Annotated in this window: 12 protein-coding genes and 1 riboswitch; of the genes, 10 read left to right on the top strand and 2 right to left on the bottom strand. The window is 40.9% G+C overall.

Translation table 11 applies throughout. The annotated features are described in order from the left end of the window. Positions 1 to 562 precede the first annotated feature (562 nt). The 7 genes from ACFQZR_RS01085 (at position 563) to ACFQZR_RS01115 (ending at position 6,761) form a co-directional block, all read left to right on the top strand. Entirely contained in the window at positions 563 to 1,207 is a 645-nt protein-coding gene (locus tag ACFQZR_RS01085; RefSeq protein ID WP_379342043.1) for a hypothetical protein, read from the top strand. A gap of 216 nt (positions 1,208 to 1,423) precedes the next feature. Continuing rightward, a complete protein-coding gene (locus ACFQZR_RS01090) occupies positions 1,424 to 1,888 on the top strand; it encodes a VOC family protein (protein ID WP_379342045.1) in 465 nt (154 codons plus the stop codon). Positions 1,889 to 2,089: 201 nt separating this feature from the next. Further along, positions 2,090 to 2,169: riboswitch (ZMP/ZTP riboswitch) on the top strand. Positions 2,170 to 2,227: 58 nt separating this feature from the next. Beyond that, complete coding sequence (locus tag ACFQZR_RS01095) at positions 2,228 to 2,800, top strand: DJ-1/PfpI family protein (RefSeq protein ID WP_379342047.1); 573 nt, start codon at positions 2,228 to 2,230, stop codon at positions 2,798 to 2,800. 364 nt (positions 2,801 to 3,164) lie between these two features. After that, a complete protein-coding gene (locus ACFQZR_RS01100; protein WP_171642513.1) occupies positions 3,165 to 4,109 on the top strand; it encodes a helix-turn-helix transcriptional regulator in 945 nt (314 codons plus the stop codon). Positions 4,110 to 4,212: 103 nt separating this feature from the next. Next, positions 4,213 to 5,397, top strand: a complete 1,185-nt coding sequence (locus ACFQZR_RS01105) for an epoxide hydrolase family protein (RefSeq protein ID WP_054027607.1) — start codon at positions 4,213 to 4,215, stop codon at positions 5,395 to 5,397. A gap of 82 nt (positions 5,398 to 5,479) precedes the next feature. Beyond that, entirely contained in the window at positions 5,480 to 6,220 is a 741-nt protein-coding gene (locus ACFQZR_RS01110; RefSeq protein ID WP_379342050.1) for an SDR family NAD(P)-dependent oxidoreductase, read from the top strand. A 187-nt stretch (positions 6,221 to 6,407) separates the two neighbouring features. Continuing rightward, complete coding sequence (locus tag ACFQZR_RS01115) at positions 6,408 to 6,761, top strand: YxiJ family protein (RefSeq protein ID WP_379342052.1); 354 nt, start codon at positions 6,408 to 6,410, stop codon at positions 6,759 to 6,761. 155 nt (positions 6,762 to 6,916) lie between these two features. Here ACFQZR_RS01115 and ACFQZR_RS01120 read toward each other — a convergent pair whose 3' ends face one another. Continuing rightward, positions 6,917 to 7,402: a hypothetical protein gene (locus tag ACFQZR_RS01120; protein WP_379342054.1), complete on the bottom strand. Its 486-nt coding sequence runs from the start codon at positions 7,400 to 7,402 to the stop codon at positions 6,917 to 6,919. Positions 7,403 to 7,730: 328 nt separating this feature from the next. On the opposite strand from ACFQZR_RS01120, the gene ACFQZR_RS01125 reads away from it, so the two are divergent. The 3 genes from ACFQZR_RS01125 to ACFQZR_RS01135 all read left to right on the top strand — a co-directional run bounded on the left by ACFQZR_RS01125 (position 7,731) and on the right by ACFQZR_RS01135 (position 11,479). Further along, positions 7,731 to 8,327: a chloramphenicol phosphotransferase CPT family protein gene (locus ACFQZR_RS01125; protein ID WP_379342056.1), complete on the top strand. Its 597-nt coding sequence runs from the start codon at positions 7,731 to 7,733 to the stop codon at positions 8,325 to 8,327. Between the two features lie 172 nt (positions 8,328 to 8,499). Beyond that, positions 8,500 to 8,754 carry a hypothetical protein gene (locus ACFQZR_RS01130; RefSeq protein ID WP_379342058.1) on the top strand — a complete coding sequence of 85 codons (255 nt, stop codon included), beginning with the start codon at positions 8,500 to 8,502 and terminating at the stop codon, positions 8,752 to 8,754. A gap of 28 nt (positions 8,755 to 8,782) precedes the next feature. Continuing rightward, positions 8,783 to 11,479, top strand: a complete 2,697-nt coding sequence (locus ACFQZR_RS01135) for an alpha-mannosidase (RefSeq protein WP_379342060.1) — start codon at positions 8,783 to 8,785, stop codon at positions 11,477 to 11,479. Positions 11,480 to 11,845: 366 nt separating this feature from the next. Here the strand turns inward: ACFQZR_RS01135 and ACFQZR_RS01140 are convergent, their stop codons facing one another. After that, positions 11,846 to 12,733: a helix-turn-helix domain-containing protein gene (locus tag ACFQZR_RS01140; RefSeq protein WP_379342062.1), complete on the bottom strand. Its 888-nt coding sequence runs from the start codon at positions 12,731 to 12,733 to the stop codon at positions 11,846 to 11,848. Between the last annotated feature and the right edge of the window lie 132 nt (positions 12,734 to 12,865).

The following is a 12,865-nucleotide window of genomic DNA, read 5'->3' on the forward strand; positions in this document are numbered from 1 at the left end:
TGGAATATTCAGTATATGAATTGGGATTTCTCTCATCTGAAGCCTGGCACGTTATATGATGTCTACGTGAAGGTTAAGGTGAGATCGAGCTTCGTCCTTTTCCTAGTTCAGAGGGGGGGATCGTTTCAATTATTGCCCCACAAGATGACATTGGGATAACAGTTACCGTAGGGGAACATCAATAGAGCAATTATATGTTATTGATTATCCTGGAAATTATCATTTGTTATTTATAGAGGAGGGGCGACCTTTCTTTTTTTGTTGGATTGGGATGCACGGCGACGTAAAATCTGGACAAGGTCAGTCATAATAGGAGAGATGATTAATCACTCCGTGGATTGGCTGAAGCAAGTTTGAACTGAGCTAACGGGCAGATTAGTTGAATAAACAAACCATTATTGAGCAGGCTGCCGAGCCTGCTCATTTCTTTAAGCTAACGGGGAGGATAGTGGAGTAAAGATATGGTAAAATGGGTGTGTAATATGCTCTCTTGATGGTTAAGGAGACCGACTTGGAATATTCTTAAGTCAATCGATGGAGTATTATACAAGGATAAGGTGTGATGCGGGTGACTGATTTTACAATGATTAAAAAGCTGTTTCATATTACGAAACGAAATGGGTTTAGTCATGACGAGATACAAACCATTAAAAATAATTTTGGTGAATTGCCCCAGGTGTTTATAGATTATTATTTGGAACTCGGTAAAGACGAGCGGCTGAATCATACGCAAGATAGTTTGATCAAACCCGAGCAACTCCAATACTTCAAACATAGCGAATATTTAATTTTTTATTGCGAGAATCAACGTGTCTGTGTTTGGGGAATCCATAAGAACGATTTATCCAGGTCCAATCCCCCTGTCTATATGAGTTACGATGAAAAGGTATGGAAAAAAGATTTTGAAACATTGACCGATTTTTTTCATGCGATGGCCTATTTGCAAACCGTATTCGCTCTTGAATACGGCTGTGAATCGTTCTATTCCATTGAACAAACCGACTTGGATTTTATTCGTGAAAATTTTAATAATAAAGGTTTTTCCTTTCGGCATTGGATTGGCATCGAATTTTATGGGAATTACGATGACAGCATAATAACAGTGATGAAAAATAACGATAGTTTTGATTTGATCTATGCTTCAAGCAACAAAGAACATTTTGATGAAATGGATCGGGTTCTCTCAAAACGGGGAGTAGTAATTTGAAATCAGATAAAGATAAATTTGTTGCAGCTACCTTCAAAACTAAAAACGATGGAAGGCTTGGTCCAATTATTATATATATTGAACCTAGAAACTTGTAGGACAACAATTGATATTTTAGATGTATACTCTAATTTCTACGTATTAAGCTAACGGGACACGATAGCTACATTACGTACAGGTGACAGCATACCATTAACCTGTTCAAGGAGCAGAGCTATGATTAAGAATCTATACGAGACTCATTTACAAGTTAAAGATTTGAATGCTTCTATTGAGTTTTATAACAAGTTGGGACTGGAACTTTCATTATTAATTGAGGAAAGAGGAATTGCATTTTTTTATATTGGAAAGGAACGTCAATTACTTGGTCTTTGGGAAGTTCCAAAGGGAAGTGATGTTAGCAAAAGACATTTTGCTTTTGGGACTGATTTGGATTTATTAAAGGATTCAATTGACTGGCTACGAGAAAGAGGTCTTGAACCCATTAAAGCTTTTGGAAAAGAACCAATTGAGCCAATTGTACATACATGGATGCCTGCGGCAGCTATTTATTTTAACGATCCTGATGGTAACGAATTAGAGTTTATTTCATGGTTGACGTCTGAACCTAAAAATTTGGGATATGCAGTTTATTTAAGTGAGTGGAACGAAATGATAAAGTCCGAAAAATCACAAAATTAGTAGTAACTGTTTTAGTAATTCATTGAAGTTCCAACCGTCTGAAGTTAACAGATTATTCCGCTAACGGGACACGATAGCTCAATAAAGAATTTGAAGGCAGCCAGCTACTTGTGATCGGTTGCCTTTTCTTAACCAACTGGCAGTTTAATTAAGAATACGTGATTGATTTATATGATTTTCCAGAATACAATATAGTAAATATCTGGTATGTGCAACTGGCGTAAACGTGGATAACCATGAGGGAGCACATATTCATATCGCCGTACGCCTGGGCAAAGTATTTGATCTTAAATCAGATACTTTTTTTATTTCACATGATGAAAGGTCAGGTGCTTAGTAATGAAGATGGCTTACATTTTGTTTGATAAGATGACTACTTTAGATTTTGTTGGTTTTTATGAAGCTGTAACATGGATGGGAATTCTAAAAGCAAAAGAAAATGTGTCGTGGGATTTTTGTTCGAACAAAGAACAAATAACCGATGACAGAGGATTAACTATGAAAATCAATCATGTTTCCCCGGACCTTTCGGTATATGATTTGATTTTTATTCCTGGAGGGTTGTCTACAAGGCAACTCAGGAATGATACTGACTTTATCTCATGGATTCAGACCGCACTAAATGTAGAATATAAGGTGTCTGTTTGCACGGGAGCTTTAATTCTGGGTGCTGCTGGAATGCTAAATGGTAAAAGAGCAACAACAAATCCATCTGCATATGAATTATTGACACCTTATTGCTCAGAAGTTGTTAAGGAGCGCTATGTAAGAGATGGTAACATTTTTACAGGTGGAGGAGTATCTGCTTCCATTGATTTGGGTCTGTATTTCATAGAATCGCTTACTAATGAAGAAGTTGTTCAAAAAGTTCAAGAAAAGATGGATTACCCGTACTATATATCGAAAAGATAAAAGTTTTCACGTTACGCTAACGGGACACGATAGTTGAATACTATACATTGCTGAGCAGACTACCGCAGTCTGCTCATTTTATTGAACTAACGGGCAGGATAACGGAATAAGCCAATCAAGCGTAGATGTATTAGAGCCCGGTTTTATTAACTGGGGCTTGATCATTTAAGATGATATCTGAATTCGTGGTTTCAAAAAAAAGCAACAAAACACTGGTGAACTTTCTAATCCTGACAGACTATTGTCTACAATGCAAGTTTATTATACAAGTAAGAGCCTAATTACCCGCAGGAGTTAAAGCATCGTATTCGTGGAACTGAAATATTTTATTAACCAGTTACCTTATTGAATTGGGGGGACAACAGTGAAACTTGAGCGACTTATGGCCATTACGATCCTTCTATTAAACCGCAAACGCGTACAGGCCCAAGAATTGGCTGATCGTCTGGAGGTTTCATTGCGTACGATTTATCGCGATTTGGAATCATTGAATCTAGCAGGAATTCCCATTATTTCGTACACGGGAGCAGAAGGCGGATTCGAAATCATGGAAAACTTTCGATTGGATCGGCAAATGCTTTCATTCAATGAACTTATTTCCCTCTCTACAGCTTTGCGAGGCCTTCAATCTACACAGGCATTTAGCAACCAAAATTTAGACGGGCTGCTCGACAAAGTTGGCGCATTGGTCTCGAAGGCAGAACAAGGTCGTATGGCTGGTGCTGATCAGGTCATCATTGACTTAAATCCGTGGAAAAGCAGCTCTTCAGAACGAAACAAGTATGACACGCTGCATAAAGCCGTAAGTGATAAAAGGCTGATCCGTTTTACATATACCAACGGACAAGGGGGAGAAACAGAACGTTGTATTGAACCTATGGGGCTGGTGCTCAAAGGCTACACGTGGTATCTTCACGGTTATTGCTTAAACCGAGATGATTACCGCATGTTCAGGCTTTCTCGGATCCGGAATCTACTCATTCTTGAGGATACGTTCCAGCGTCGAATGGTGACACTGTCTGAGTTGAATGAAAATTGGGGTCCGCAGCGCGATTCCAAGATGGTCGATCTGGTGCTTAGATTTACAGGACCGGCTAAGGTTCCAGCAGAAGATCATTTTGATGCGGATGAAATTGAACGGCAACCCGATGGTTCGCTTATCGTTCGGGTCCGATACCCGGATAACGACTGGTTAATCGGCTTTTTACTTCATTTTAGAACGGATTTGTTCATTCTTGAACCCTCGCATATTGCTGCAGCTGTACGGAAAAGTGCTTTGGAGATAGCTAAACTTTATATCGATTGTTGACACACTGTTGTCAATAAGCATGGTTTATTATGAGTTTAAATAGAGAGAACACATTAATCAGTTACAAGAAAATACAAAGAAATTTGAGGAGGCTTTCCAAAAAATGACTCATTCAGAACAACAAATTGTACGCAGTGGCCACCAGAGCACTGAGATCAAGCCTTTCCGTATCGATGTTCCGCAGGCTGATCTTGATGAATTACGAGACCGTTTAACCCGCACCCGTTGGCCGGATGCTTTGGCCGGTGTAGGCTGGGACTATGGTATTCCCGTTGATTACCTCAAGGAACTGGCGGAATACTGGAGATCCAAATATGACTGGCGCAAACACGAGGAATCTCTTAACAAATTCCCGCAGTTCACCACCACCATAGACGGACAGAACATACACTTTCTGCATGTACGTTCCCCAGAACCAGATGCAATGCCGTTGATCATCACACATGGTTGGCCCGGTTCGATCGTTGAGTTTATGAACATTATAGGACCGCTCACCGATCCCCGTGCTCATGGCGGTAATCCGGCAGATGCATTCCATGTCGTCATACCTTCACTACCCGGATTTGGCTTTTCTGGACCGACAACCGAGGTAGGGTGGAACATTAATCGAGTAGCCAGAGCTTGGGCTGAACTGATGCGTCGACTAGGTTATGAACGTTACGGCGCTCAAGGTGGTGACACCGGGGCAATGGTTTCTCCAGAGCTTGGACGATTTGCGCCAGACTCTGTCATTGGTATTCATGCAAACGGGCTTACAACATTCCCGTCCGGAGATCCCACAGAATCGCTTGATTTAACTGAAATCGAGCGAGCGCGCTACGATACGTTGACTCAACAAAGCTATGAGACAACGGGTTATGCGATTATACAATCTACACGACCTCAGACGCTTGCCTATGGTCTGACTGACTCGCCCGTCGGTCAGCTTGCTTGGATAGTAGAGAAGTTCAAGGAATGGACAGACCCTACAGCAAATCTTCCGGAAGATGCCGTTGATCTCGACCACATGCTAACAAATGTCTCATTGTATTGGTTGACCGGAACGGCAGGGTCATCGGCACGGATTTATAAAGAGGAGGCGAAATCCTGGGGCATGCCTGCTCAACGCTCTACGGTTCCAACTGGTGTTGCGGTTTTTCCGAAAGACATCTCGATCCGAGGTATTGTCGAACGTGAGCATAATGTCGTGCACTGGTCGGAATTCGATCGCGGTGGTCACTTTGCGGCAATGGAAGCACCTGACCTGTTAGTTAATGACATCCGAAAGTTTTTTGGTCAGCTTCGCTAAGACTATCCGGAATGTTGTTATGAAGCTCGAATCTAAAGTTAGAACATTCGAAATTATATAGTAAGATGGAAGGAAGAATAATATGAATCTACAGGGGAAAGTTGTTATCGTTACCGGAGGCGCTAGAGGAATTGGAAGAGCTGCATCAAAATTATTGGCCCAACGGGGTGCGAAAGTCGTTGTTAATTATTTAAAAAATCAAGATGCTGCTGAAGCGGTGGTCTCAGATATTCGATCCAGCGGCGGAGAAGCCATTGCTCTCCGGGCGGATGTTCGTGATTCACACCAATTTACAAAGCTCGTAGACGCTACTTTAGAAGCTTTTAAGAAAATTGATATATTGGTCTGCAACGCGAATATGAGTTTCACTGCGAAGCCCTTTGCCGAAATGAATTGGGAGGAGTTCTCTCAGAAATTAAACGATGAACTAAAAGCAGCATTCGTGACGACTAAATCCGTTATTCCATTCATGATCGAACAAAAGTTCGGACGTATCATTTATGTATCCAGCAGTTTGGGTAAGGATCCCTCGCCTTACATGATCGCTCATGGAACGGCAAAAGGAGGGTTGAATACCTTTTCCGACTATATTGCCCAAGAATTCGGTCCACAAGGGATTTCAGCCAACGTGGTTGCACCCGGATTAGTGCAAACCGATGCGACGGCCTTTTTGTCAGAGGAAGAGAAACAAACCATTAGTAGCTTCACACCACTGAGGCGTGTGGCGGAACCTGATGATATTGCAGGTGTTATTTCGTTCTTGGCAAGCGACGATTCGCGTTTTGTTACCGGATCGTATACCCCTGTTACTGGGGGGCTGTAACTGGAGTCCAGTGTCATCTGATACTACCAATGCCAAAGTACGTTTATGAGACACCCGAGAGAATTTGATAAAGTTAGCTAATCAACAGTTATTACGCTAACGGGACACGATAGAGGAGCGGTAGCTGCTCCTCTCATTGTTCAATTAATGAATACCTAAGAAATGGTGGTGAGTTTTCGTGAACAATATGACTGAGAAATTGAGAACCATCAAATTAGATAATCCCTTTCCGTATAGGGATACTGATAAAATACAGGATGATTTTCGCAAAAACTTTTTGAAACTTACCGAAGACAAAAACTCATTGGTCGGTGATTTTAACACATACTGTATGAATATTGCTGGCACTGTAAGTTACGTCTTAGATGGAAAGAAAGCAGAGATTCCTCAAAAACAAATCGAAAAACTCAATATGTCATTTTTTAATTGGTTCCCACAATACAAGTTTTTCGAAGATAGAATCGCTGATTATGAGGAATTTGGAAGAAAATATAGAAACTTCGAGGAAGCTCGAATGTTGTTACAGGAGTATTTGTCGTAATGAAAATGATTTAACTAACGGGACACGTTAGTTAAACGAAATAAGGAGTAGTTTGCTGCGGCAGCTGCTCATTGTTTTATTAAGCTAACGGGGAGATTAGTTGAACCAAGGAATTATGAATATTATTCCATCCTCTGCAGTGGACAGCATGCCCCCTAACACAAAACTATAATTCTATAGGGTGTGGTAATGGCGGGGATACTTGTTGTTGTAGGTCCATAAATAACAATTAGATCTCGGTTCGCAGGGGTTCTTGAAAACTGTTGCCCATTTGTTAATACGATTTGAGTATATGGAGAAATATTTAATCGTAATCGTCCATCACTGCTCTCCAATTCAGTATTAAAATAATCTACTTTTACATTCTGATATGGGCTATTTTTTACCATGACAATTGCTTCATATTGTGGAGGGTAAATTAGAAGAGCAGGTGCATTTCCGTCATAATATCCAGTCACTTGATCTCCTACTGACACCATTACATGGTCTACAAAATAAGTATTGGGTGACACAACGAAATTTACTAATGCTCCCAATCCATTGTCTACAGATATTAATTTAACACACCCTTCATCATTTTGACCTGTAAAAAAATCATTAATCATAGTGATAGTCCCGTGAAAAGAATAAAAATTTGTCATATAATATCTCCTTTTGCTTTAAAAAGATAATGCACTATTCGTAAAGTCAAATAACCTGTGTTTACAGTATGTAGGTTAATAACTATATGATTGTGCAGATGCCTATAAGGGAGATTCCTCAGTGAATAGCGTGTTGCGTTAACGGGACACGATATTTGAATCATGATTAGAGGCAGCTGGTCAAACGATCAGCTGCCGTTTTCATTCAAGTAATGGGCAGGATAGTTCAAAAGTTTCGCGAATACCCTACATATGGAATTATTTACGAAGTTCGTGAATAAGACGTTATCTGAAAGATACGCAAATCTTATATTTGAGGGTGATTCGTTTGAAGCAAGGCATGATTGTGTTGATGAACGGAACTTCAAGTTCAGGAAAGACGAGTATTTCTATGGAACTGATCAATCAGAAAGAGATTCTTTTTCATCACTTATCAATAGATGATTTTTTTCATAATTTCAATGATTTTATAAACAACAAATTTCCGAATATGGAACCTACAAGAGAAGTAGATGATCAAGTTGTCGCACAAATACTTTTTGATCCCATAGTTTCAATGTACTTTTCGACTATAAAATTGTTTTCAGAGATGGGTTTGAATGTAATAGCAGATACCGTAATCGAAAATGATAAGTGGTTTAATGAGTGCCTTGATGTATTTAGTGATCAGCCTACATTATTTGTAGGTGTAATATGCTCGAAAGAAGAACTCATAAGAAGAGAGCAAACAAGAGGAGATAGAAAGATTGGACTAGCAGCTTCACAGTTCAGCAAAGTATATTGCATTGATGAATATGACCTTGAAGTAAATACTGAAGCGTTGAATCCAAAAGAATGCGCCGAAAAGATATTAAGTTTTATTAAGTCCAATAAGGAATACTCGGTATTTAAGAAATTAAGTAAAAGAAATGTAAGTGTTTCCTAGTTGGCGTATCCATCAGATACCAGCTAATCAAAGTCAATGTTTATTAAGTAAAGGCTACTACGCGCAATTTCTAGAAGCTGCGCGTATTTTCCTTCATTCCAAGTACGACCTCTTCGATTCAGCATAAGAATGGTTAATACGAGCGAGCCTTGAACTGACGGATTATTTCCGAATGAATGGTACTCCATTAACCGTTAGGGAAGCCTTTATCAGTTTGATTTGTCCTGAATTGAATGATGGAAGCGTCGTATGGAAAGGACAGCAGGGGCAAGTCGAGATGACCTTCGAGCATGCTGGATGGTCAAGTTGGACCGAAACGATCGAAACGTTTGATCACTTGGGTGAAGCGATTGTTCTGGAGACGAAGACGACTCCTGGTGAGGCAGAAGCAACTTATTCATTCTGTATGTTATGCACGGCTATATAGATTGTTAGTCATTAGGAGGCCAAGATACATGGAACGTAGTCAGAACGATAAACCTGTATTTCATGTCATATCACACACCCACTGGGATCGCGAGTGGTACTTAACGTTCGAGCAATTTCGGTTTCGACTTGTGCAGCTGGTAGATAATTTATTAGAGCTACTTACTAATGATCCTAATTTCAACTGTTTTCATTTGGATGCACAAACTGTCATATTAGAAGATTACTTGGAGATTCGCCCAGAGAAGAAAGAAATCTTAGAACGCTTTATTCGTGAAGGGCGTATCTTGACAGGGCCTTGGTATGTACAAAATGATGTATATCTTACGAGTGGAGAGTCCACTGTACGCAATCTAATGGAAGGCATTCGTCGTTCACGCATGTTAGAGGGCGAAATGAAGAATGGCTACTTCCCTGATCACTTTGGAATTATCGGACAAATCCCTCAGATTATGCAAGGAGTCGGCATTGATAATGTGGTGTTTGGCAGAGGCTATGACATTCAGCTGCATGGCAGTCCGCAATTGTTCTGGAAAGCGCCGGACGGCTCAGAAGTAGTAGGTGTATTTATGCCGAATTGGTACAATAACGCGCAACGCTTTCCTGTAGAACGGGATGATCTATTGAATACGTTTGAGATGATTAAGGACAAGGAACTTCTCTATAATAAACTGCCTCATCATCTGCTCATGAACGGTGTGGATCACCTTGAAGCGCAAGAGAATCTAACCGAAGCACTCGATAAACTAAGACAGCACTATGGGGATCAATATTCGATCGAGCATAGCACATTACCGCATTATACAAAGCTTGTCAGGGAGAAGATGCTGCAAGCACCTGATTCATATCCCGTAATTCATCATGAACTGCGTGAGGGCAATGATCAATCTGTATTGGCAAGCACATTGTCAAGCCGATTGTACATCAAGCAGGCGGATGCACGATGCCATGATCTAATAGAGAAATGGCTGGAGCCGATTTCTAGCTGGTGCAAAATGTTAGACCTTGATCCGTATGATTATGATTACATGAACTATTTATGGAAGTTATGGATGAAGAATCATCCGCATGATAGTATTTGTGGTTGCAGTACTGATGGTGTACATGATCACATGATGGAGCGTTATGCCTCCATTACAGAAGCAGGAGAAGCACTACTAGAGCAGAAGTTGGACGTATTAGCTCACCAAGTGGATAATCGTGCATTCGGAATTAACGATCAGAAGCTGTTCCTTGCGAACACCTCACAGTTGCAAGCAGAAGATGTGGTGCAAACCGAGCTTTATTTCCATGCAGATGATGATGTTCAGCAGTTCGCGATTGAAGATCACAACGGGATATCGATTCCTTATCGTATCGTTGCTGAGCAGGATAGTCGCATTCGCACCTTGAGCCCGATTAACTTACCACTCGGTATTGATTGTCGGAAGTACGTGATTGAATGGCAGCCAACAGTACCAGCTTTAGGCTACAGCACGTATGTCGTTCGCCCGCATCAAGTTGGAATCGTCATACCAGATCAGGAGCAGGCTTCGCATGTGTTGGAAAATGATTATATTCATGTCCAATTTGCTAGTGATGGCACATTCGATGTAACGGATAAAACAACAGGTCATCTTTACAAGCAGCTTGGTCGCTGGGAAGAACAAGGGGATCAAGGGAACCTCTATGTGTTCAGAGCTGCTGGCGAGGCACAGACGTACCAGGGAACAGTCGAGTATAATCCTGTTTGCTCAAATGCGCTTTATGAGGAAATCAGCTATAGCTTTACATGGGAATTACCGGCACAACTCGATATGAAGACCAGAACGAGAACGTCAGAAGTTGAAGCATGTACATTCACGGTTCACTTTCGTTTAGAGAGGGAATCTAAGCAACTTAAGATTCGTGTTCAGATCGATAATCAAGTCACCAATCATCGTATTCGCTATGTGCTGCCTTTGGCAGAGGCAATGCAGGAAAGCCTCGCAGGCGGACAGTATGATATTGTGCGTCGTGTCCCAGGAGTGGATGCGCAGTGGCAGCGCAACTCCTACATTCATCCGTTCTGGAAGTTGATCGCTGCAGATCAAGGAAGCAAAGGGGTCGCATGTTACGCACCAGGCTTACATGAGTATGAAATGGCAGATGAAGGCAAGCAATTGGCGATTACACTAATTCGCGGAGTCGGCTCTATTCATTTTGCTGATATACCTTTAGATGTTGATCATCAGATCAAGGGTCAATGCTTAGGGAAGAATGAATTTGAATTAGCGATACGTCCGTTCGGATGTGAATCTGCAACTGAGCTGTATATGGAAGCCGAACTGTTCCATCAGGGCTTGAAGCAGAGAACGATGCCGATTGATGAACTGAAGTGGTCTACAGGTCGTCCATGGGTACAGGACTCTAATATTAGTTCTCAATTCACACGTCCTGATCCGAATGCGAACAAGCCGCAATTAGCCATGACGAATCCGGTTATGAGTATGAGTGGGAATGTCATTGTATCAGCCGTAAAAGGCGCAGAGGGACGGAATGGGATCGTTATCCGCTGCTATAATGCTGAGGAAAGTTGCGGATCAATAGATATTCAATTCCCGATGCGGCTTGCAGAATGCTTTAAGACAGATTTGTTGGAACAGGCTTTGTGCCCAGTCGAGTTTGAGAAGAATCATGTTCAATATAACCTAGGCGCGAAAAAGATTGATACGATTAGGGTTAGCTGGGGATCTAGGGAAAGCTAGTTATAGCCATAGTTAAATGCACAGAAAAAGTCTATGTTTTCATAGACTTTTTCTTCCAGCCGAATAAAGGCACGAAATTAGCGACATTTGCGGCGCCGATGATGTCGTCGGCCGCTTCGGCTTAGAAGCAGGCGCTCATGAAGTTGTATGATGAGTTATATTAGGCAAAGCGGTGAAGGGATTTTATTCATCGATTTTGTAAATATTAAACATGTTGGCACCCTTCTATTGTTGGAGGGGTGCTATTTGTTTTGAGTATTTCATCGATTTGAATTTTGAGTCGAGAAAAGCGTTATATTCGAGCTGGCGTAAATTGGAAAGACTATGAATTGCTCGAATGATACAGCTAATTTACTTAGGCGAGAATTAGTATAAATTTGTTTTTCTAAAACTCGCCGGAGGAGGGAGCTCAAGCCGTTTAAAAACTTGATACATATAGTAGTGGCTAGAAAAACCACAAGCATCGGCTACCGCTTGCGTGCTTAGGGTAGAATGATTCAACAAGTGTTTAGCTTGAGAGACTTTGTAAAGTAAAAGTTGTTCGTTAAAGGTATAGCCCACATGTTTTTTCATAATCCGATTAATCTGTTTAGGGCTAAGGAATATCAGCTTAGACAAATCATCGATCGTAGGGGAAAGGTGATAGTTGTTTTCGATAAAATTCATAATCCGGGATACACGGACATCACTTTGCGGATCAGGCATATGGGTATGATCAAGTGTGGTAATCACAGAGCGAAATAAGCTTACAACTAAAAGGAATAATAGTGGCTGAATTTGCAAAGAAAATCCTGGGAGTTTAAGGGATGTTTCTTGGATAATGGAATCAAATAACCCCATGGCGCCATAGTTGTCTTGGAAGGTGTGGGGGTAGGTAGTCGAAAGGACATTTATGAAAAATTCTGTATCCTCTGATGTATTAAAGTAGGTGGAATCTGGTGTATCAGATCGGCTAATTTCACATTGTAGACAGTATTCAACCATAGGATTTATAGGATCAGACACTTGTTGGTGTGTCACATAAGGTGCCGTGATATAGAAGTCTCCTTCTTGAAAAGAGAGTGTTGAGCCCTCGATCGACACAATACCTTTCCCGGATTTAATCATATGAAATTCAAAGTAAGTATGAAAGTGATCTTCTTTTTCCCAATGCGGTCCAGCATCTAATACGGCAGCATCTAGTACTTTGATCTGAAGTCCACTAAGGCTAATGGTGAAATTTTTAGCAGTCAGATAACTAATGATGTCAGCCATAATAGACCCTCCCATGTCGTTATTTCTCAATCTAATGTCCAGCAGACTTAAAGATTCTTAGACATAGATATTGTACACTAAATTCTACGATACCCCCAAAATTTGATGAGATCTCTCATTCCAACATAAGGA

Origin of the sequence: Paenibacillus sp. GCM10027629 (genome assembly GCF_042676425.1) — a bacterium.
GTDB lineage: Bacteria > Bacillota > Bacilli > Paenibacillales > Paenibacillaceae > Paenibacillus_K > Paenibacillus_K terrigena.

What these genes read in the sequence shown, in the direction of transcription:
- ACFQZR_RS01085 (WP_379342043.1), top strand. Translation starts at nt 563, where the DNA reads ATGCGGGTGACTGATTTTACAATGATTAAAAAGCTGTTTCATATTACG.
- ACFQZR_RS01090 (WP_379342045.1), top strand. Translation starts at nt 1,424, where the DNA reads ATGATTAAGAATCTATACGAGACTCATTTACAAGTTAAAGATTTGAAT.
- ACFQZR_RS01095 (WP_379342047.1), top strand. Translation starts at nt 2,228, where the DNA reads ATGAAGATGGCTTACATTTTGTTTGATAAGATGACTACTTTAGATTTT.
- ACFQZR_RS01105 (WP_054027607.1), top strand. Translation starts at nt 4,213, where the DNA reads ATGACTCATTCAGAACAACAAATTGTACGCAGTGGCCACCAGAGCACT.
- ACFQZR_RS01110 (WP_379342050.1), top strand. Translation starts at nt 5,480, where the DNA reads ATGAATCTACAGGGGAAAGTTGTTATCGTTACCGGAGGCGCTAGAGGA.
- ACFQZR_RS01115 (WP_379342052.1), top strand. Translation starts at nt 6,408, where the DNA reads ATGACTGAGAAATTGAGAACCATCAAATTAGATAATCCCTTTCCGTAT.
- ACFQZR_RS01120 (WP_379342054.1), bottom strand. Translation starts at nt 7,402, where the DNA reads ATGACAAATTTTTATTCTTTTCACGGGACTATCACTATGATTAATGAT.
- ACFQZR_RS01130 (WP_379342058.1), top strand. Translation starts at nt 8,500, where the DNA reads ATGAATGGTACTCCATTAACCGTTAGGGAAGCCTTTATCAGTTTGATT.
- ACFQZR_RS01135 (WP_379342060.1), top strand. Translation starts at nt 8,783, where the DNA reads ATGGAACGTAGTCAGAACGATAAACCTGTATTTCATGTCATATCACAC.
- ACFQZR_RS01140 (WP_379342062.1), bottom strand. Translation starts at nt 12,733, where the DNA reads ATGGCTGACATCATTAGTTATCTGACTGCTAAAAATTTCACCATTAGC.